We start from the raw sequence: 18,341 nt of genomic DNA, 5'->3' as shown, positions 1-18,341 counted from the left end.
CCAAAGGATAGTGCTATCCTTTGGTATAGTAATAGCTTTTTGATATTTCCTATCCATAGTTTTGCCAGACAAAAAAAGGCAAAAAAATGAAAATATTACATCTTATATCGAGCCCAAGGGGCGGAGCATCTTTCAGTATTAAATTGGGAAATGCAATAGTCGAAAAATTACAGGCCGCAAATCCTGGCAGCACGGTAACCGTACATGATTTAACCAATACACCGTTTCCACATTTGGAAGAAGTGCACATCAATTCTTTTTTTACTCCGGTAGAGCGACCATACACCAGAGTTTACACAAGCCATAAAACATTCTAATGAGGCCATTGCCGAACTTAAAGATGCTGATGTGATTGTTATCGGTGCGCCACTGTACAATTTTGGCATTCCATCTACTTTAAAATCATGGATCGATCACATTGCACGCGCTGGGCACACTTTCCGTTACTCAGAAAACGGACCAGAAGGCTTGGTGAAAAACAAAAAAGTATATCTGGCAATCTCTTCCGGTGGTGTATATTCAGAAGGACCAATGAAACCTTATGATTTTACAGAATCTTATCTTAAATCGGTATTGGGTTTTATGGGTATGACTGATATTACAACCTATAGGGCCGAGGGGGTAAGTATTCCAGACCTAAAAGATAAAGCTTTGGATAAAGCAATTGAAAGCATCTCATTTAATTAATTTTTAAGTTAAATTGTCATTAGTTCATCGGTAGTTGGTAAATCTTAAATGATTAGCCATAAATGAAGTGAACTAATGACTTTTATTCTTAAACTAAGCCGCTAGATATTTCTCTATCCGGCTCGCAAAATCATTAAGGTCAAATGGTTTATTGATGAAATCTTCTGCATCACATTTAGCTTTCACAGCATTTAAGTGGTTATTAGCCGACATCATCATCACAGGGATATCATGTGTTCTAATGTTCCGTTTCAAAGTATTGCAAATGTCAAGTCCATTTCCATCAGGTAGCATAATATCCAAAATCACCATGTCTGGTATCTGTTTATCCATCTGAAGCCAAAATTCATTTGTATTTGGACAGGTTCTTACTTCATAAAGTTCTTCAATTAGTAAGAATTCGATAATCTCCCTGATATTTGGATTATCTTCCACAACATAGATGCACTTTTTCATAAGCTCTACTTTTATATTAGGATAACTTATCTTACTATCAGATGTTTATAATATTTATGCACATATTTAAAGTTATCAACTTCCCTATAATTATTGTCACACTTATGGCATAGTTTAAATTTTACTAAAAAAATGCATTAAAAATTTTAATTACTAATATTTTTAGCATAAATTTGTTTGAAGAGCATGATACCTTAATAAAGAGTCGGCAGACATTTTTAGTTTAATAACAGATTAAATGCTTTTTAAACCGTTGCTTGCTAATATATTTTTATGACAGTTACCGTTTTACCTATATTCGAAACTGATTTTAGACCAGACGCATCTTTGGGCAAAATTATGAATGAGCGACTGAGGATTGCTGCGGCAGATCTTCAGGATATTCATTTGCAACATTTAAACGCCATAGGGCAGCGCAAAGATGATTTGGTTGTGTATATCAGTTATAATCCTAAGTATACCATAAGGTGGCGCGTGGTAAATGATGTGCCAGAAGAAATCGAGAATTTTGTAGCACAGATCTGTGGTAATTTAGGCTACCTCCAATGGAAAACAGCTTCAATTAATATATTTAAAGGGAGTGAATAATTTTTTTGTAGTTATCGTCACCCTGAATTTATTTCAGGGTCTGTGAGGTAGAGCCACAATTATAATCTGCCGATTATTTTAATTTTTACTTATCAAATAGAATCGGAAAAGATGCTGAAATAAATTCAGCAAGACGGTTCTTTATGTGATACTTTATTTTTCGCTCGTCACCCTGAATTTATTTCAGGGTCTGAGAGGTATAGCTACAGTTATAATCGACCGATTATTTCAATTTTAACTTATCAAACATGATCGAAAAAGATGCTGAAATAAATTCAGCAGGACGGTTCTTTATGAGATACTTAATTTTTCGCTCGTCACCCTAAATTTATTTCAGGGTCTGTAAGGTATAGCTACAATTATATTCGGCCGATTATTTTAATTTTTACTTATCAAACATGATCGAAAAAGATGTTGAAATAAATTCAGCAGGACGGATCTTTATGAGATACTTAATTTTTCGCTCGTCACCCTGAATTTATTTCAGTGTCTGTGAGGTATAGCCACAGTTATAATCGACCGATTATTTTAATTTTTACTTATCAAATATGATCGAAAAAGATGCTGAAATAAATTCAGCAGGACGGTTTCTCTTGTGATACTATATTTTTCGCTCGTCACCCTGATTTTATTTTAGGGTCTGTTAGGTATAGTCACAACTGTACTCGACCGATTATTTTAATATTAACTTATCATATATAATCAAAAAAGATGCTGAAATGAATTCAGCAGGACGGTTTCTTTATGAGATACTTTATTTTTCGCTCGTCACCCTGAATTTAATTCAAAATCAATCTTCCTAGAATAACTCCTAATTAAAATTAATTAAACTAAGAAACCTCCGCCCAATAAATCATTTCCTTCATAAAATACAGCCGATTGACCAGGAGCAATTGCAGAAACGTTGTGATCAAACACAACCCGCATTTTATCTTTTTCCTGCACAATGGTACTTAGCATACCTGCATCTTTATAACGGATTTTAGTAATTACATCATTCATCGGTTCTTCAATACTTGCGTATTTTACGAGGTTTACATTACGAACCATTGCTTCCCTGCGTTCCAGCTCCTCAGCTTTACCTAATACTACCGTATTGCTTTCTGGCAAAATTTGAGTTACGAACATAGGCTCGCCAAAAGCAACGCCCAAACCTTTACGTTGGCCAATAGTATAAAAAGGATAACCTTTGTGTTGCCCAACAATCATCCCATTGCTTAAAATGAAATTTCCACCGGCAACCCTATCTTCAAGATCTTCTACTTTGTGTTTTAAAAAAGCTCTGTAATCATTATCCGGCACGAAACAGATTTCGTAACTCTCCGATTTTTTGGCCAGTTCTTCCTGACCCATATCTAAAGCCATTTGCCTGATGTCAGATTTAGCAAAACTGCCCAATGGGAATTTTGTGCGCGAAAGGTTTTCCTGAGAAACACCCCACAATACATAAGATTGATCCTTGTTTTCGTCTTTACCTTTCGAAATTACATAACGGCCACTATCTTGCTGGCGGATATTGGCATAATGCCCGGTTGCAATAAATTCGCAATCCAGTTTATTGGCACGTTTTAATAGAGCTTCCCATTTAATGTGGGTGTTGCATAACACGCAAGGATTTGGTGTTCTTCCCGCCAGGTATTCATCCACGAAATTATCAATCACGTAATCGCCAAACTCATCGCGAATATCCAGTATATAATGTGGAAAGCCATAGTTTACGGCAAGCGTACGGGCATCATTAATACTATCCAATGAGCAACAACCAGTTTCCTTGCTGCTACCACCAGAACTCGCATAATCCCAGGTTTTCATAGTTAATCCAATAACCTCATAACCCTGCTCATGCAACATTACAGCCGCTACCGAACTATCAACCCCGCCACTCATGGCAACCAGAATTCTACCGTGTTTACTCATCTTAAAATTATTGGTTGCAAAAATAAGGTTTATTTAGCTGAAATTATTTAAAGGAAGTCAGTTACTTGTAAAAAGCGGTAGCTAAATTGTATGAGCTTATCACTTAGATGTTTTAAGGTGACTTAGGTGGTCAATAATATTTGAAAATGATTGGTTCTGTGTTAATGGCTGCCCGTAGTTTTGCTATCACTGCAAGTCCTCACGCGATGAAAATCGGGTTGCGGGCTTTCCGTTTCATCAGATTTATTAACAAAGTCTGTCGTTTAAGCACATAAACCTCGCAGGTTTCGAAACCTGCGAGGTTTAAATCACAATAAATTGTATCTTCATGCTCCTATATTGTATTTTTTGTTTTACTTAAACGTTTTAGTCTCATATTTTATTGACATTTGGAGTTTAATTAATACCTTAGAATTTTCAAACAAAACAAGCTAATTTTTAAAAATATGTTTAAAAAAGTTATCCTGCCTTGTCTTTTGCTTTCATCCATAATGGCATCGGCACAGCAGAATTTGGTACAGTATGTAAAACCAATAATCGGTACATCAAAAATGGGGCATACTTATCCGGGTGCCACAGTTCCATTCGGTTCGGTACAGTTAAGTCCTGAAACAGATACCTTATCTTATGAAGTAAATGGAAAATACAATGGTGATGTTTATAAATACTGTGCTGGTTATAAATACGAAGATAAAACCATTACGGGCTTTAGCCATACACATTTCAGTGGCACCGGGCACTCAGATTTAGGCGATTTCCTAATTATGCCTACACAAGGCAAACTTCAGTTAAATCCGGGTACGGCTTCAGATCCTAAAGGTGGCTATCGCTCAGCATTTTCGCATGCCAATGAAGTTGCAGAGGCCGGTTACTATAAAGTAAAACTGGATGATGATAACATAACAGCAGAATTAACCTCAACCACGAGGGTAGGGATGCACCAATATACTTTTCCTAAATCAGATCAATCGCACATTATACTCGATCTGATGGCTGGCATTTACAATTATGAAGAAAAAACCGTGTGGACTTACGTTCGTGTGGTGAACGATACCTTGATTACAGGTTACCGCCAAACCAATGGTTGGGCCAGAACCAGAACCGTTTATTTTGCGATGAGTTTTTCTAAACCTTTTAAAAGCTACGGAAGAAAAAGCTATGATGCAAAACAAGCCTACAGAGGCTTTTGGGGTAAATTTAACCAGGAACAAAACTTCCCGGAAATTGCAGGCAAAAAGTTAAAAATGTTCTTCGATTTCGATACCCAGGAAGGGGAGAAGATTAAAATTAAATTTGCTTTATCTCCGGTTAGTCAGGAAAATGCTTTGCAGAACATGCGTGCAGAAATTTCGGGCTGGGATTTCGAAAAAGTAAAAGCTCAGGCGCAGGCTACCTGGAACAAAGAACTTAATAAAATTCAGGTAACTACATCAAACGATAATAAAGTAAATTTTTATACCGCTTTATATCATGCTTTCATTAACCCAACTACTTATACCGATATTAACGGAGAATATAAAGGTTTAGATCAGGGTGTACACAAAGCTGATGGTTTTACCAATTACACTACATTTTCACTTTGGGACACTTATAGGGCCTTACACCCATTTTTTAACATTGTACAACCTGGTCGTAGCAACGATATGGTAAAATCGATGTTAGCGCATTACGATCAAAGTAGTTTGCATATGTTGCCAATCTGGTCGCATTATGCCAACGATAACTGGTGTATGGTGCGGTTACCACAGTGTTTCGGTAATTTCTGATGCCATTATAAAAGGTACTTACAACGGAGATGCAAATAAAGCGTTGGATGCCTGTGTTGCAACGGCTAAACACCGCGATTATGAAGGTATTGGTTATTACATGGATAAAGGTTATATCCCGGCAGAAAAATCGGGAATTTCAGTTTCCAATAACTTAGAATATTCGTACGATGACTGGTCTATTGCGCAATTGGCGAAAAAATTAAACCGTATGGACATTTACAACGAGTTTATCAAGCGTTCTAACAACTGGAAAAATAACTACGATAGTGCTTCCGGTTTTATGCGTCCGAAGTTGGCTGATGGAACTTTTAAAAAGGAATTTGATCCAAAAGATACAGAAGGACAGGGTTTTATTGAAGGTAATAGCTGGAATTATAGTTTTTTTGTGCCACAGGATCCTGCTTCGCTGATTGAAATGATGGGGGGTAAAAAGAAATTTGCAACACGATTAGATACCTTGTTTACCATGCATTTACCTGATGAGTTTTTTGCACATACAGAAGACATCACCCGCGAAGGTATTATTGGTGGCTATGTGCATGGCAACGAACCAGCACATCACATTGCATACCTTTACAACTGGACCGATCAGCCATGGAAAACACAAGCACAGATCCGCCATATATTAAATATGCAATATAAACCTACCGCTGATGGTTTGGGTGGAAATGATGATTGCGGACAAATGAGTGCCTGGTATATGTTTTCTTCATTAGGTTTTTATCCGGTATCACCTGGTTCTGATGTTTACTCTTTAGGCAGTCCGTTGGTTAATAACGCTATCATCAATTTAGAAAACGGAAAAACCTTTACGGTTGAAACGATTAAACAAAGCGATAAAAATGTTTACGTAGAAAAGGTTTTATTGAACGGCAAAGAAATTACCGATCATAAAATTAAACATTCAGACATTACCAACGGTGGAAAGCTTACCTTTTACATGAGCGCAAAACCAAAGAAATAATTTTCTTCATCCCTATATAAGTTGAACCGTTGACTAATTTTAGTTAACGGTTTTTTTTAGCTTTTGAGATTCCTCATTTGGCTATGATTTATGATTGAAATAAATTTTGATTTCTGATTCTTCTATCGTAATATTGCGATATAAAATTATGGGACTTACCAAAGCAGAAATCTTCACTGAAGAGCAGAACCAGATGGCAGCGTTGTTAAAAGCAATGGCTCATCCGGCGCGGATTGCGATTCTTCAACGCATCCTTAAATCAAATACCTGTATTTGTGGCGATTTGGTTGAGGAATTAGGTTTAGCTCAGGCCACCATTTCTCAGCATTTAAAAGAACTTAAAAATGCTGGTATAATTCAAGGCACTATAGAAGGTGTGAGTATTTGCTATTGTATAGCACCTAAAACCTGGAAGTTACTAGAAACACAGCTAGGCAATTTCTTTGCCTCATATAAAGGCGGGCAAAACTGCTGTTAAAATTTTTTACATAAATCAATCGTTAAATTGCAATATTATGATTAATACATTTTCTATTGAATGGAGCAGCTTTAAGGCTCACCTTCAACAACATCCCGAATTAACCTTACAGTTTCAATATGCTCCGGGTAAATGGGTAAATGCCAATTATCACATCACCGAAATTAAACAAGCGCCCATCGTTTCAGTAGATTGTGGAGGCGTGATGAACGCCTGGACGGAAATTATTGTACAATTATGGGAACCTGCCGAGGAAGAAAAGGATAGGGCTATGGAGGTGAAAAAAGCATTGTCCATTATCAATCTTGTAGAAAGTAAACTTCCACTAAACCCGAATGGAATTGTAAAAATTGAATTTGGTAATTCTGCGTTCGATACGAGACAAATGTTTCCGGGGGAATTTAATATTGAGGGAGAAAATTCTGGTTATAGACCTAACACCCGATGCTACCCAATGTAAAGCCATTAACCCGGGCGGGAGTTGTGGTACCACCGAAACTGGCGAAGAATGCTGCACACCAGCCCAGCCAGAAAAGAAAGAAATAAAACTTGTTAACCTTACAGCAGGCCAAAATAGTTGTAGCCCTGGAAGTGGCTGCTGTTAATCATTAAAAATTTACAGTCATGAAGAATATATTGGTGCTTTGTACCGGAAATAGTTGCAGAAGTCAACTTGCAGAAGGTTATTTAAAATTTTTCACACAAAATAAAGCTAAAATTTACAGTGCTGGTATTGAAGTACACGGCGTAAACCCCAGGGCAATAAAAATAATGGCGGAAGATGGAATCGATATTTCCAGCCAAACATCAAACAATATTGAAGAATATTTTGATGTTCCTTTTGATTATGTGATTACGGTTTGCGATCATGCGAAAGAAAGTTGTCCGTATTTCCCAACTCAGGCCATAAAATTGCACCATAATTTTCCCGATCCGGCTAAAGCGGTAGGTACTGAGGCAGAAATTATGGCACAATTCAGAAGCACAAGAGACATGGTTAAAGCTTACATGGAGGATTTTGTAAACGAAAACTTAAAAGGATAAAGATGTCGGCAAATAATTGTGCGCCTGTAGTTAAACGAAAACAGCTCAGTTTTTTAGACCGGTATTTAACGATCTGGATTTTTTTTTCGATGCTTTTAGGCGTATCGCTAGGCTATTTATTTCCTTCTTCTGCGGTATTCATCAATTCATTTTCCAGTGGAAATACCAACATTCCCCTGGCAATTGGATTAATACTGATGATGTATCCGCCCTTGGCAAAAGTAAATTATGAAAACTTGGGGGAAGTATTTAAAAATACCAGGGTTTTGGGGGCTTCGCTGGTTTTAAATTGGATTGTTGGCCCATTTTTAATGTTTTTCCTGGCGATTATCTTTTTACATGGTTATCCTGAATACATGGTCGGTTTAATTATGATCGGTTTAGCCAGGTGTATTGCCATGGTGGTGGTGTGGAACGATCTTGCCGACGGAAACCGTGAATATGCTGCTGGTTTGATTGCCCTGAACAGTATTTTTCAGGTATTGCTTTACAGTGTGTTCGCCTATTTCTTTATTACCATTTTGCCACCTTTATTTGGTTTAAAAGGCTTGGTTGTATCCATTTCTATTGTAGAGATTGCTAAAAGTGTAGGGATTTACCTGGGCATTCCATTTTTAACGGGCATTTTAAGTCAAAAAATACTGATTAAATGGAAAGGCGAAAAGTGGTTTCGCACAATTTTCATCCCAATGATTTCTCCGATAACCTTAATCGCGCTGTTATTTACCATTGTGGTGATGTTCAGTTTAAAAGGAGAATTAATTGTGCAGATCCCAATGGATGTGCTGAGAGTTGCCTTACCATTGGTAATCTATTTTGTGGTAATGTTTGTGATCAGCTTCTTTGCCGGCAAATATTTTGGTGCAGATTACAGCAAAAGTACCGCTATTGCTTTTACCGCTACCGGCAACAACTTCGAATTGGCCATCGCAGTGGCCATTGGTGTATTCGGCATTCATTCGGGTCAGGCATTTGCTGGTGTAATCGGTCCGTTGGTAGAGGTACCAGCATTAATTGCGCTGGTTAGTTTGGCGAAATGGTTACGGAGGAGGATATTTTGATGTGTAAGATCGAGTAGAAAAGTCGTCACTGCGATTCACAAAACAATCTTAAAGCGGATGCAAAAAAGCGATCGTTTAAGATTGCTTCGTCGGCTGAAAAAGCCTTCTCGCAATGACGATTCATTTTGACCGCCACTGCGATTCACGAAGCAATCTTAAAGCGGATGCAAAAAAGCGATCGTTTAAGATTGCTTCGTCGGCTGAAAAAAGCCTTCTCGCAATGAAGATTTATTTTTGTCAATTGATTTTAGATAATTCTATCCATAATTAAATTAAATACTAAGCACCAACCTCTTCAAAATTCGTGGCGGTTGCCAAAAACTTCCAATTGGCCATATCTCTTTGTACATCAGTAATTTTTGCATCAGCTACCTGATAAGCATCTGGGCCTAGGAACAAATGTAGTGGTGGGTTTTCACTTTTTGCAGCTTCAATAATTACTTCAACTGCTTTTGCAGGATCACCTGGTTGTTGGTTATTGATGTCGTTCTGGTGCGCTGCCTGCGAATCGCGTACTTCTTTATAAGCATCGATAGGAGAACTTGGAACAGCTAATGAGCCTCTTCTGTAAGAAATGCAGTTCTAAAATAACCAGGTTCTACAACAGTAGCCTTTATTCCTAGTGACTTTACTTCAGCTGCCAATGATTCGGTAAAGCCTACTACTGCAAATTTTGTAGCACAATAGATTCCAAAACCAGGGAAGTTGCCTGAAAAGCCACCAATAGAGGAAATATTAAAAATGTGACCAGATTGTTGTTTCCGCAATTGAGGAAGTACCTTTCTGATTACATTTAACGAACCGAAAACATTCACATCGAAATTTTGGCGTGATTCCTGATCGCTTAATTCTTCTAAAGCACCAAGCATTCCATAACCTGCATTGTTTACCACTACATCTACCTGGCCGAATTTGCTGATTGTTTGACTTACCGCTGCTTCTACACTGCTCTCATCAATAAGATCAACTGTTAAGGGTAAGAAATTTTCGTGTTCACCAACCGCTTTTATTAAATCATTTAGATTTCTTGAGGTGGCGGCAACGTTATTGCCATTGTTTAATAATGTTTTTACTAATGTTAATCCCAGACCTTTGGACGCGCCTGTTACAAACCAAACTTTTTGATTTTCCATGTTATTATTTTTATAAGTATAAATGATTGATTGGCAGGCAGTCGCGGATAATTTCCTAACTGCCGCCTTTTTTGATTGCTAATGTTAATATAGCATAGGCTAGTTGTCGAAATCTGTCGAAATCGTAATCGCTTTCCAGTCTTTAAATTCCTTTTGAAGTGCTTCCAGCTTACCATTAGCTCTTTGGAAAGCATCATTGCCAAGCAGGAGGTGAACTGGCGGATTTGGCATACTTGCCAAAGAGATCATAGCTGCAGCAGCTTTCTCAGGATCTCCAACCTGTTGTCCATCCATATTTAAATACTTTGCATGTATTGCCCTTACTTCTTCGTAATTTGCTATAGGGTTAGTTGCCAGTATCAGTGAATCAGCAGTTAAGAAACTGGTTCTGAATGCTCCTGGCGCAACCACAGTTACTTTTACGCCAAATTCTTTTAAATCTTCGGCCGATACTTCTGATAATGCGATTACTGCAGATTTAGTAGCTGCATACACTGCCCATCCTGTTGCCCCGGCGATACCGGCAATTGATGCAATATTGATGATGTGCCCTGCACGTTGTGCCCTTAAATAAGGTGTAGCTTTTCTGATTACATTTAATGTTCCGAAAACATTTACATCGAAACTGTTGCGTGTTTCTTCATCACTCAACTCTTCAATGCTACCTCCAATGCCGTAACCTGCATTATTGATCACAACATCAATTCTTTCAAATTTTGCAATGGTAGCTTTAATTGCTTCTTCAACACTTTTTTCATCGGCCAGGTTAACCGCCAGCGGAAGAAATTTTGCGGCTTCACCGGTTACTGCTTTCTTAAGTTCATCAATATTTCTTGAAGTAGCCGCAACATATTGACCGGCTTTAAGCAATTGATGAACTAAACTTAATCCTAAGCCTTTTGAAGCTCCGGTAATAAACCAAACTTTTTTCATGCCCATAGTTTTATCCTTTTTTGTTAAGACAAAATTACAGTAGAAATTACTTCAGCTTATTACGTTAATCAAACTGATGATTACGAAATTCAAACAATTCGATAAGAAGTAGGGGTATGTTTGGTTAGTTTTTTGAAAAAGTTGTTAAAATGAGTAGGCTCTTCAAATCCAAGGCAGTACCCAATTTCTGATATATTCCAATCCGTGTGTTTTAAAAGTGCTTTTGCCTCACTCAATAAACGTTCGGTAATATAATGTGTGGTGGTTTTGCCAGTTGTTTCTTTTATTGCGCGGTTTAAGTGGTTTACATGTACCGAGAGTTGTGTTGCGTAATCTTTAGCAGAGCCCATGGTAAACCTTTGCGTAGTGGTTTCTATAGGGAACTGGCGTTCCAATAACTCCGTAAAAACAGAGGTAATCCGAGCGTTGGCATCAGTATGTTTAAATAAATTTTCTGATGGTTCTGTTTTTAATGCGAAGTGAGTAATTTCTGTTATGTAATTGCGGAGCAAATCATATTTATAAATATAATCGGTATTAATTTCCTCAAACATTTTCGCGAAAATAGCTTCTATCTGTTTGTCTTGCTGAACATTAAGAATGTAAGCGGGTTTTCCACCTGGTGTAAACATAGGTAAATCGCCGATGTTGCCTCTAATTTTTTCTTTAAAAAAAGCCTCTGTAAAAATGCAGAAATAACCCGTTACCTCGCTTTGTTTGCCACTGGCAAGTTCCCAGGTGTATGGCACAAGCGGATTGAAAAAAATTAAGGCAGTTCCATCAATCTCAATACTTTTATCTGCATAATGATACACATTATGTCCGCGGGTTAAGCATATTTTATAATAATCCCTTCGGTTGTAACTCATTGGTTTGTGGTCATCCCTCAAGCAGTCTTCCAGCTTAAAAACATTAAAATGGCCTACGCCATTTTGAAGGTTGTCTGGTAAGAAACTAAATTTATTCTGATAAAAATCTTCAATGGTTTCTGGCTTGTTCATAAAGCAAAGTTACAAAATTCAAACTTAATTCAAATATTAGCTTTTTTAAGCATTATTCATGGTATCGCAAAAGGAGATTGCCATGATAAATAAATTTGTTTTTAATATACCGATTGGTATATATTTGCATCGTCAATTTAAAAGAACATGAGCAAAGCAGAAAAGACAAGAAATTTCATCGTAGAGAAAACAGCACCCATTTTTAATAAAAAAGGTTACGCAGGTACTTCTTTAAATGACATTACTGCCGCTACAGGTTTAACCAAAGGAAGCATTTATGGCAACTTTGCAAACAAAGATGAGGTGGCACTGGCCGCTTTTGATTATAACTTAAATAACGTTTCATCCATAATAGATGCTGAAATGAACCGGCAGGTAAGTGTTAAAGATAAGCTGCTGGTATATATTAATGTTTATCAAAAATTTATCGATGGTTCAGTTGCAGAAGGGGGTTGCCCTGTTTTAAATACTGCTGTTGATGCGGATGACACCCACCCTGAATTGCGTGGAAAAGTTTTGAAAGCGGTTATTGGATGGAAGAATAAAATTGCCAAACTGGTTGAAGATGGAATTGCAAATAAGGAGTTCCGCGCAGATAATAACCCTGAACAGATTGCTTTAACCGTTATTGCCATTGTTGAGGGAGGCATTATGATTTCCAAACTCACCGCTAATACCAATTATTGGAGCCTTATCATGGACTCCCTAAAAAAATATATAGATAGCCTAGGCTAAAAAATTTTAATTTAAAATATACCGATTGGTATTTTATATGAGCAGAACCAGAACAATAACCTGGCACGACCCGATGGAAGGTGCGAAGGAGGCCATGCAGATGGATGGCATCGATTATCTGCAGGCAATGAGCGATGAGAAGTTTTCAATGCCACCGCTTTTGCATACGCTTGATTTTACTGTAACCTTAATTGAAAAGGGAAATGTGGTTTTCGAGTTTGTGCCTCAGGAATTTCATTATAACCCAATTGGAACCGTTCATGGAGGCGTAATCAGTGCAATTTTAGATTCTGCTATGGGTTGCTCTGTGCATTCACTATTGCCTGCCGGAAAAGGCTATACCACTTTAGAACTGAAAGTCAATTTTTTGAAAGCGATTACCATTAAAACGGGAAAGCTAAAAACCATGGGTAAGGTAATTAACCTGGGCGGGCGTACCGCTTTGGTAGAGGCTCAGCTCGTGGATGAAAATAATACCATTTATGCTCACGCGGTGAGCACTTGTTTAATCTTAAATTTTTAAAAAATAATATAAATGAAAACTTCAAAAAATACCGTTTTATTAATCGGTGGAACAGCTGGTATCGGCTTGGAAATTGCAAAACAATTAACTGCATTGGATAACCATGTAATTATAACCGGCAGAAATCAGGAAAGGTTAACTGCAGCAGCAGCTTCATTGCAAAATGTAACTACCATACTATCTGATGTAAGTAAAGCTGAAGATGTTGACCATTTGGTGAATACAATTAAAGAAGATTTTCCTCAACTGAATATCGTAATCAATAATGCTGGTAGAGCAATACTGTACGATTTAGCCGATCACAATCAGGATGCTTTTGCAAATGCAGAAGATGAAATGTTAACCAATTACCTGTCTATCATCAGAATAAATCAAAAGTTATTACCTATTTTAAAGAAACAGGCAGCATCGGCAATTGTAAATGTATCATCAGTTGTGGCTTATGTGCCAGGGGTTACTTTGCCAACTTATGCCGCTAGCAAAGCAGCACTACATTCATACAGCACTTCCTTAAGATTAAGTTTGTCAGAAACAGCGGTTAAAGTTTTCGAATTAATGCCTCCACTGGTAGATACCGAATTTTCGAAAGAAATTGGTGGACATAACGGCATCAAACCTGCTGTTGTTGCGGATGAATTTTTAGCTGCATTAGCCAACGATGAATTCGAAATCAGGGTGGGAGATACTGCAAAGATTTATGAATTATTCAGACAATCGCCTGATGATGCTTTAAACCTGTTGAACGCAAATAGACAGGCCTGGATCGATTCTGTAGAAAATTAATCACTTGGCAGGAATGAAAAAGAAGGTGGCATTTGCATTTATTATGGCGGTTTTTACTACAGGAATAGTTACTTTCGCGGCGATAAGTGTTAATCTTGGATTTACATCGGCTTTTATGAGGGTTTGGTTAAAATCGTGGGGCATTTCTTATATCGTGGCCATTCCTGCCATATTAATTATTTCCCCACGCGTACAATCATTGGTCGATTATTTATTCAGGAATGTTGACTAAAAATTATTAAAATGAATAGAGTAGTAGTAACAGGTTTGGGCGCTATAACCCCTTTAGGCAATAGTGTAGAAACGTTTTGGCAACAAATATTAGCCGGAAAAAGTGGCATTGGCCCGATTACAAAATTTGATTCGAGTAAGTTTAAAACGCAGTTTGCTGGTGAAGTGAAGGGTTTCGATCCTGAAAAATACCTGGAGAAAAAAGAAATCAAAAAGTACGATCTTTTTACGCAGTATGCAATTGGCTCAACCGATCAGGCGATTGCAGATGCAGGATTGGATTTTAGTACAATGAGTAATGATGAACTTGCTGAAGTTGGGGTAATTTGGGCCACTGGTAATGGTGGTATTGGTACTTTTGAGGCGCAATTGGAAGAGTTTCATGCAGGAGACGGAACGCCAAGGTTCAATCCATATTTTATTCCTAAAATGATTGTAGATATCGCAGCAGGGGCCATTTCTATCCGTCATAAGTTGCGTGGCCCTAATTATTGTACCGTATCTGCATGTGCATCATCAAATACAGCTATTATTAATGCTTTTGATACCATTCGATTAGGTAAAGCAAGTGTAATGATTGCCGGTGGCTCAGAAGCTGCATTAACGAAATCATCAGTAGGAGGTTTTAATGCAGCGCAGGCATTGTCTAAAAATAATGAAGATCCACAAGGTGCATCCAAACCTTTTGATAAGGATAGGGATGGTTTTGTGATGAGTGAAGGTGCAGGTGCCCTTATTTTAGAGGAGCTAGACCATGCATTGGCTCGTGGTGCGCACATTTATGCAGAGATTATTGGTGGTGGAATGGCTGCTGATGCTTATCATTTAACCGGCACACCTCCTGATGGAATAGGTGCTGCTTTAGGGATGACAAAAGCTTTAAAAGATGCAGGAATTACGGCTGATAAAATTGATTACATCAATGCACATGCTACTTCAACTGGTTTGGGTGATTTAAGTGAATTACAGGCAATTAATACAGTTTTTAATGGATTGCCAGTTGTAATTGGTGCAACAAAATCGATGACAGGTCACCTGCTTGGTGCGGCCGGAGCAGTGGAAAGTGTAATTAGTGTTTTATCCATTAGGGATAATGTTATTCCGCCAACAATTAATACCAAAAATTTAGATGAAAGTATCCCTAAAGGATTGAATATTGTGTTGGGAGAACCGATTGAAAAAGAAATAAATTATGTTTTGAACAACACATTCGGTTTCGGTGGACATACGGCCAGTACGATTTTTAAAAAGTACGAGGCTTAATTGATTTGTTGTTCCTAGTTGTTTAATTAGGGACTTATAAAGTGTTTGGTTAATCACCAAGCACTTTTTTTGTTTTAGATTTGTTTTGAGTCGATGCGTCATTTTCAACTTGATTGGGAATTGTAATGCAACAAGCTTTAAGATTACCACCTGCGTAAGAATGACGATCACTAAAAAATTTTATACTGTTCTCGGCGTCTCGCTAAGACGCTAATAATTTTCTTCCACGGAAACAAAGAAGCACTGAAATGTAATATAATAGCCTTCAACTACGCTCAGACTGATAATCGCTTAAGGTTATCCCAATGGGTTAAAAACAATGAACCATTGTTAGTGAACAAATGAACTACTTATCCATCAGTAAATTAACCAGTTCTTTTAATTCCTCTAATTCAAGTTCCAGCTTTTCTATCCTGTTTTCCAGTTCAGTTGAATCAAAGGTTGCGGGTGCAGTTACATCAGTTTCTGGCTCAGTAGTGGTTTCGGCCTGCTCACCCAATAGATGAATAAAACGGGCTTCCTTTTGTCCGGCTTTTTTAGCCAGTTGCTTTACAAAGGCAGGTTCCTCATCGGCTAATTTTTGAAGTTGTTCCAGAACTTCTTCAATGCTTTCAAATTCATACAACCTTCCTGAAGTTGCTGTTAATTTCGCCTGGCGTTAGCGGTCCACGTAAAAGTAATAAACAGATAATGGCCAATTCGGAAGGCACTAAAGGATATGCTATTGCAAGATTATGCTTGTATTTAGTTGCCCTGCTCGAGCCGCCTGTAGCAGTGGATATTAAGCCTTTTATTTTAAGTTGGTTCAGGGTTAAGGAAATGGTTTCTTCATCGTAATTTACCACTGGATTTCGTGAGCTTTTTTGGTTACAGGCAGCCGTTAAACTATTTAAAGTCATTGGGTAATAGTCGGGCGTAGTTCTGCTTTTTTCTATTAACGCACCTAAAACACGTTGCTCTTCTGCTGATAAATCGGGTAGTGGTTTTACATTGTCCATTTTATAAAAGTATACATTGGTTGAAGATTTTAAAAATTATTTTGCTAATGGTTTACGCTTAATGAGTTATATGAAAATATTACTGAATAGAACAATTCTAAATTTCTGATTTACTAAAATTTGAGGTTTAGAATTGCGAACTTAGAAAAAATCCCTTATCTAAATATTAAATTATGAAATCTTCTGATCAGAAACCAAATCAGGGCGATAGCAGACGCGATTTCCTTAAGAAAAGCTCTGTGATCACTGCGATTGCTTTAACACCTGGCGTTGCAGTAAAGGCTGCAGAAAACAATGCTGATGAACGTTTTGCCGAGCTGTTTGAGAAAATTCCCCTAAACCTTACGGTTAATAATAAAGCCTATAAAACCTCGGTAGAGCCAAGGGTAACGCTTTTGGATTACCTGCGCGAAGAATTGCACCTCACGGGAACTAAAAAGGGCTGCGACCATGGGCAGTGCGGTGCTTGTACCGTTCATGTTGATGGGCAAAGGGTAAATTCGTGCCTCAGTTTGGCCGTAATGAATGAAGGCAAAAAGATTACTACAATAGAAGGTTTGGCAAATGGGGATACCTTGCATCCTATGCAGGCTGCCTTTATTAAACACGACGGTTTTCAATGCGGATACTGTACGCCGGGGCAAATTATGTCGGCAGTGGCTTGTGTACGCGAAGGGCATACCAATTCGAGAGCAGAAATAAGTGAATATATGAGTGGAAATATCTGCAGGTGTGGAGCTTACCCAAACATTGTTGATGCAATAGTTGAAGTTAAGGAAGGAGGAGCAACAGTATGATCAATTTTCAATACTTAAGAACAACCACCGCAAAATCTGCAATTGCTTTATTGGGAAAGGATAAAAATGCAAAGTTCCTGGCCGGTGGCACAAACCTTATCGATTTAATGAAAAGAGGGGTTTCGGCACCCGAAAAGCTTATTGATATTAACCACGTTCCGCTGAAACAGATTGAACAGGTAGGAACTAAAATCCATATTGGTGCTTTGGCATCAAACACAGCCGTGGCAGATAGCGCATTGATAAAAGAAAAGCTTCCCCTACTTTCGTGGGCCTTACAGGCAGGTGCATCTGCACAATTGCGAAATGTAGCTACTGTTGGTGGTAACATGATGCAGCGTACCCGTTGCGGCTATTTTTATGATACTGAAATGCCTTGCAATAAACGCCAGCCAGGCACAGGTTGTGGAGCCATGGAAGGTTTTAACCGCATGCATGCAATTTTTGGTACTTCAGCTCAGTGTATTGCCGTTCATCCTAGTGATATGTGCGTGGCTTTAATTGCTTTAGATGCCGAAGTTGTGCTGGCTAACAGTAAAGGGGAACGTAAGATTTTATTTAAAGATTTTCATCGCTTACCCGGAGATATGCCGCAGTTAGACAATAACTTAAAGGCAGATGAAATGATTATCAGGTTGGAGATTCCGACAAATAATCTTGCTAAAAACTACCATTATCTTAAAGTCAGAGATCGTGCATCTTATGCTTTTGCACTGGTATCAGTAGCTGCAGCATTCGAAATTAACAATAATAAAATTACCGATGTACGCTTGGCTATGGGCGGTGTAGCACATAAACCCTGGCGTTTAACGGCATCCGAGAGTTTCTTAAAAGGAAAGGAAGCTACCCAATCAAATTTTAAACAGGCTGCTCAGTTGGCCATGAAAGATGCCAAAGGATTTGGCGGAAATGATTTCAAACTTAAACTTGCACCAAATACAATTATCGAGGCCTTAAATCTTGCAAAATCGAAAGCTTAG

21 protein-coding genes and 1 pseudogene are annotated in these 18,341 nt (G+C 38.0%); 15 read left to right on the top strand and 7 right to left on the bottom strand.

Annotated features, from left to right (window positions below):
- Window positions 1-86 precede the first annotated feature (86 nt).
- Both AC0IWE_RS07115 and AC0IWE_RS07110 read left to right on the top strand, forming a co-directional pair.
- Window positions 87-317, top strand: a complete 231-nt coding sequence (locus AC0IWE_RS07115; protein WP_471792521.1) for an NAD(P)H-dependent oxidoreductase — start codon at window positions 87-89, stop codon at window positions 315-317.
- Window positions 304-687 carry an FMN-dependent NADH-azoreductase gene (locus tag AC0IWE_RS07110; RefSeq protein WP_471792829.1) on the top strand — a complete coding sequence of 128 codons (384 nt, stop codon included), beginning with the start codon at window positions 304-306 and terminating at the stop codon, window positions 685-687. Before AC0IWE_RS07115 ends, AC0IWE_RS07110 begins: the two co-directional genes overlap by 14 nt.
- 93 nt (window positions 688-780) lie before the next feature.
- Here the strand turns inward: AC0IWE_RS07110 and AC0IWE_RS07105 are convergent, their stop codons facing one another.
- Complete coding sequence (locus AC0IWE_RS07105; protein WP_055913384.1) at window positions 781-1,143, bottom strand: response regulator transcription factor; 363 nt, start codon at window positions 1,141-1,143, stop codon at window positions 781-783.
- A 273-nt stretch (window positions 1,144-1,416) separates the two neighbouring features.
- On the opposite strand from AC0IWE_RS07105, the gene AC0IWE_RS07100 reads away from it, so the two are divergent.
- Window positions 1,417-1,731: a hypothetical protein gene (locus AC0IWE_RS07100; RefSeq protein WP_055913387.1), complete on the top strand. Its 315-nt coding sequence runs from the start codon at window positions 1,417-1,419 to the stop codon at window positions 1,729-1,731.
- A gap of 825 nt (window positions 1,732-2,556) precedes the next feature.
- Here AC0IWE_RS07100 and mnmA read toward each other — a convergent pair.
- Window positions 2,557-3,648 (bottom strand): tRNA 2-thiouridine(34) synthase MnmA, encoded by a 1,092-nt coding sequence (gene mnmA / locus AC0IWE_RS07095; RefSeq protein WP_055913390.1) that lies wholly within the window; start codon window positions 3,646-3,648, stop codon window positions 2,557-2,559.
- A gap of 446 nt (window positions 3,649-4,094) precedes the next feature.
- Between mnmA and AC0IWE_RS07090 the strand changes: the two are divergent.
- The 5 genes and pseudogenes from AC0IWE_RS07090 (at window position 4,095) to arsB (ending at window position 8,964) form a co-directional block, all read left to right on the top strand.
- Window positions 4,095-6,381 (top strand): annotated as a pseudogene (locus tag AC0IWE_RS07090) (GH92 family glycosyl hydrolase).
- Between the two features lie 148 nt (window positions 6,382-6,529).
- Window positions 6,530-6,859, top strand: coding sequence for an ArsR/SmtB family transcription factor (locus tag AC0IWE_RS07085; RefSeq protein ID WP_055913393.1), 330 nt, complete (start codon window positions 6,530-6,532; stop codon window positions 6,857-6,859).
- A gap of 37 nt (window positions 6,860-6,896) precedes the next feature.
- Window positions 6,897-7,319 (top strand): DUF6428 family protein, encoded by a 423-nt coding sequence (locus AC0IWE_RS07080; RefSeq protein ID WP_471792520.1) that lies wholly within the window; start codon window positions 6,897-6,899, stop codon window positions 7,317-7,319.
- Between the two features lie 164 nt (window positions 7,320-7,483).
- Window positions 7,484-7,903 carry an arsenate reductase ArsC gene (locus tag AC0IWE_RS07075; RefSeq protein ID WP_055913399.1) on the top strand — a complete coding sequence of 140 codons (420 nt, stop codon included), beginning with the start codon at window positions 7,484-7,486 and terminating at the stop codon, window positions 7,901-7,903.
- Between the two features lie 2 nt (window positions 7,904-7,905).
- The gene (gene arsB / locus AC0IWE_RS07070) at window positions 7,906-8,964 is read left to right on the top strand and encodes an ACR3 family arsenite efflux transporter (protein ID WP_471792519.1); all 1,059 of its coding nucleotides are present in this window, start codon (window positions 7,906-7,908) and stop codon (window positions 8,962-8,964) included.
- 551 nt (window positions 8,965-9,515) lie between these two features.
- On the opposite strand, the gene AC0IWE_RS07065 is transcribed toward arsB, so the two are convergent.
- The 3 genes from AC0IWE_RS07065 to AC0IWE_RS07055 all read right to left on the bottom strand — a co-directional run bounded on the left by AC0IWE_RS07065 (window position 9,516) and on the right by AC0IWE_RS07055 (window position 12,031).
- Entirely contained in the window at window positions 9,516-10,097 is a 582-nt protein-coding gene (locus AC0IWE_RS07065) for an SDR family oxidoreductase (RefSeq protein ID WP_471792518.1), read from the bottom strand.
- Between the two features lie 99 nt (window positions 10,098-10,196).
- Window positions 10,197-11,030 (bottom strand): SDR family NAD(P)-dependent oxidoreductase, encoded by an 834-nt coding sequence (locus AC0IWE_RS07060; protein ID WP_471792517.1) that lies wholly within the window; start codon window positions 11,028-11,030, stop codon window positions 10,197-10,199.
- Between the two features lie 89 nt (window positions 11,031-11,119).
- Entirely contained in the window at window positions 11,120-12,031 is a 912-nt protein-coding gene (locus AC0IWE_RS07055) for a helix-turn-helix domain-containing protein (RefSeq protein ID WP_471792516.1), read from the bottom strand.
- A 147-nt stretch (window positions 12,032-12,178) separates the two neighbouring features.
- Here AC0IWE_RS07055 and AC0IWE_RS07050 point away from each other — a divergent pair, with 147 nt between their 5' ends.
- The 5 genes from AC0IWE_RS07050 to fabF are packed head-to-tail and all read left to right on the top strand — an operon-like array spanning window position 12,179 to window position 15,566.
- Window positions 12,179-12,766, top strand: coding sequence for a TetR/AcrR family transcriptional regulator (locus AC0IWE_RS07050; RefSeq protein WP_055913414.1), 588 nt, complete (start codon window positions 12,179-12,181; stop codon window positions 12,764-12,766).
- 37 nt (window positions 12,767-12,803) lie between these two features.
- Window positions 12,804-13,289 carry a PaaI family thioesterase gene (locus AC0IWE_RS07045; RefSeq protein ID WP_471792515.1) on the top strand — a complete coding sequence of 162 codons (486 nt, stop codon included), beginning with the start codon at window positions 12,804-12,806 and terminating at the stop codon, window positions 13,287-13,289.
- Between the two features lie 12 nt (window positions 13,290-13,301).
- A complete protein-coding gene (locus tag AC0IWE_RS07040; RefSeq protein ID WP_055913420.1) occupies window positions 13,302-14,072 on the top strand; it encodes an SDR family oxidoreductase in 771 nt (256 codons plus the stop codon).
- 13 nt (window positions 14,073-14,085) lie between these two features.
- Complete coding sequence (locus tag AC0IWE_RS07035) at window positions 14,086-14,304, top strand: DUF2798 domain-containing protein (protein ID WP_082458882.1); 219 nt, start codon at window positions 14,086-14,088, stop codon at window positions 14,302-14,304.
- Window positions 14,305-14,315: 11 nt separating this feature from the next.
- Entirely contained in the window at window positions 14,316-15,566 is a 1,251-nt protein-coding gene (gene fabF, locus AC0IWE_RS07030; RefSeq protein WP_055913423.1) for a beta-ketoacyl-ACP synthase II, read from the top strand.
- A 346-nt stretch (window positions 15,567-15,912) separates the two neighbouring features.
- Here the strand turns inward: fabF and AC0IWE_RS07025 are convergent, their stop codons facing one another.
- Window positions 15,913-16,191 (bottom strand): hypothetical protein, encoded by a 279-nt coding sequence (locus AC0IWE_RS07025; protein WP_471792514.1) that lies wholly within the window; start codon window positions 16,189-16,191, stop codon window positions 15,913-15,915.
- A complete protein-coding gene (locus AC0IWE_RS07020) occupies window positions 16,184-16,564 on the bottom strand; it encodes a DUF480 domain-containing protein (RefSeq protein WP_471792513.1) in 381 nt (126 codons plus the stop codon). The genes AC0IWE_RS07025 and AC0IWE_RS07020 overlap by 8 nt, the downstream gene beginning before the upstream one ends.
- A gap of 173 nt (window positions 16,565-16,737) precedes the next feature.
- Between AC0IWE_RS07020 and AC0IWE_RS07015 the strand changes: the two genes are divergently transcribed.
- Both AC0IWE_RS07015 and AC0IWE_RS07010 read left to right on the top strand, forming a co-directional pair.
- Window positions 16,738-17,361 carry a (2Fe-2S)-binding protein gene (locus AC0IWE_RS07015; protein WP_055913429.1) on the top strand — a complete coding sequence of 208 codons (624 nt, stop codon included), beginning with the start codon at window positions 16,738-16,740 and terminating at the stop codon, window positions 17,359-17,361.
- A complete protein-coding gene (locus tag AC0IWE_RS07010) occupies window positions 17,358-18,341 on the top strand; it encodes an FAD binding domain-containing protein (protein WP_471792512.1) in 984 nt (327 codons plus the stop codon). The genes AC0IWE_RS07015 and AC0IWE_RS07010 overlap by 4 nt, the downstream gene beginning before the upstream one ends.

The organism is Pedobacter sp. AC402, assembly GCF_979252805.1.
The sequence above is the reverse complement of the archived record's forward strand: the minus strand, read 5'-3'. Positions and strand labels throughout refer to the sequence as shown.

Coding starts and splice junctions, on each gene's coding strand:
- AC0IWE_RS07115 (WP_471792521.1), top strand. CDS start 87: ATGAAAATATTACATCTTATATCGAGCCCAAGGGGCGGAGCATCTTTC.
- AC0IWE_RS07105 (WP_055913384.1), bottom strand. CDS start 1,143: ATGAAAAAGTGCATCTATGTTGTGGAAGATAATCCAAATATCAGGGAG.
- AC0IWE_RS07100 (WP_055913387.1), top strand. CDS start 1,417: ATGACAGTTACCGTTTTACCTATATTCGAAACTGATTTTAGACCAGAC.
- mnmA (WP_055913390.1), bottom strand. CDS start 3,648: ATGAGTAAACACGGTAGAATTCTGGTTGCCATGAGTGGCGGGGTTGAT.
- AC0IWE_RS07085 (WP_055913393.1), top strand. CDS start 6,530: ATGGGACTTACCAAAGCAGAAATCTTCACTGAAGAGCAGAACCAGATG.
- AC0IWE_RS07080 (WP_471792520.1), top strand. CDS start 6,897: ATGATTAATACATTTTCTATTGAATGGAGCAGCTTTAAGGCTCACCTT.
- AC0IWE_RS07075 (WP_055913399.1), top strand. CDS start 7,484: ATGAAGAATATATTGGTGCTTTGTACCGGAAATAGTTGCAGAAGTCAA.
- arsB (WP_471792519.1), top strand. CDS start 7,906: ATGTCGGCAAATAATTGTGCGCCTGTAGTTAAACGAAAACAGCTCAGT.
- AC0IWE_RS07065 (WP_471792518.1), bottom strand. CDS start 10,097: ATGGAAAATCAAAAAGTTTGGTTTGTAACAGGCGCGTCCAAAGGTCTG.
- AC0IWE_RS07060 (WP_471792517.1), bottom strand. CDS start 11,030: ATGAAAAAAGTTTGGTTTATTACCGGAGCTTCAAAAGGCTTAGGATTA.
- AC0IWE_RS07055 (WP_471792516.1), bottom strand. CDS start 12,031: ATGAACAAGCCAGAAACCATTGAAGATTTTTATCAGAATAAATTTAGT.
- AC0IWE_RS07050 (WP_055913414.1), top strand. CDS start 12,179: ATGAGCAAAGCAGAAAAGACAAGAAATTTCATCGTAGAGAAAACAGCA.
- AC0IWE_RS07045 (WP_471792515.1), top strand. CDS start 12,804: ATGAGCAGAACCAGAACAATAACCTGGCACGACCCGATGGAAGGTGCG.
- AC0IWE_RS07040 (WP_055913420.1), top strand. CDS start 13,302: ATGAAAACTTCAAAAAATACCGTTTTATTAATCGGTGGAACAGCTGGT.
- AC0IWE_RS07035 (WP_082458882.1), top strand. CDS start 14,086: ATGAAAAAGAAGGTGGCATTTGCATTTATTATGGCGGTTTTTACTACA.
- fabF (WP_055913423.1), top strand. CDS start 14,316: ATGAATAGAGTAGTAGTAACAGGTTTGGGCGCTATAACCCCTTTAGGC.
- AC0IWE_RS07020 (WP_471792513.1), bottom strand. CDS start 16,564: ATGGACAATGTAAAACCACTACCCGATTTATCAGCAGAAGAGCAACGT.
- AC0IWE_RS07015 (WP_055913429.1), top strand. CDS start 16,738: ATGAAATCTTCTGATCAGAAACCAAATCAGGGCGATAGCAGACGCGAT.
- AC0IWE_RS07010 (WP_471792512.1), top strand. CDS start 17,358: ATGATCAATTTTCAATACTTAAGAACAACCACCGCAAAATCTGCAATT.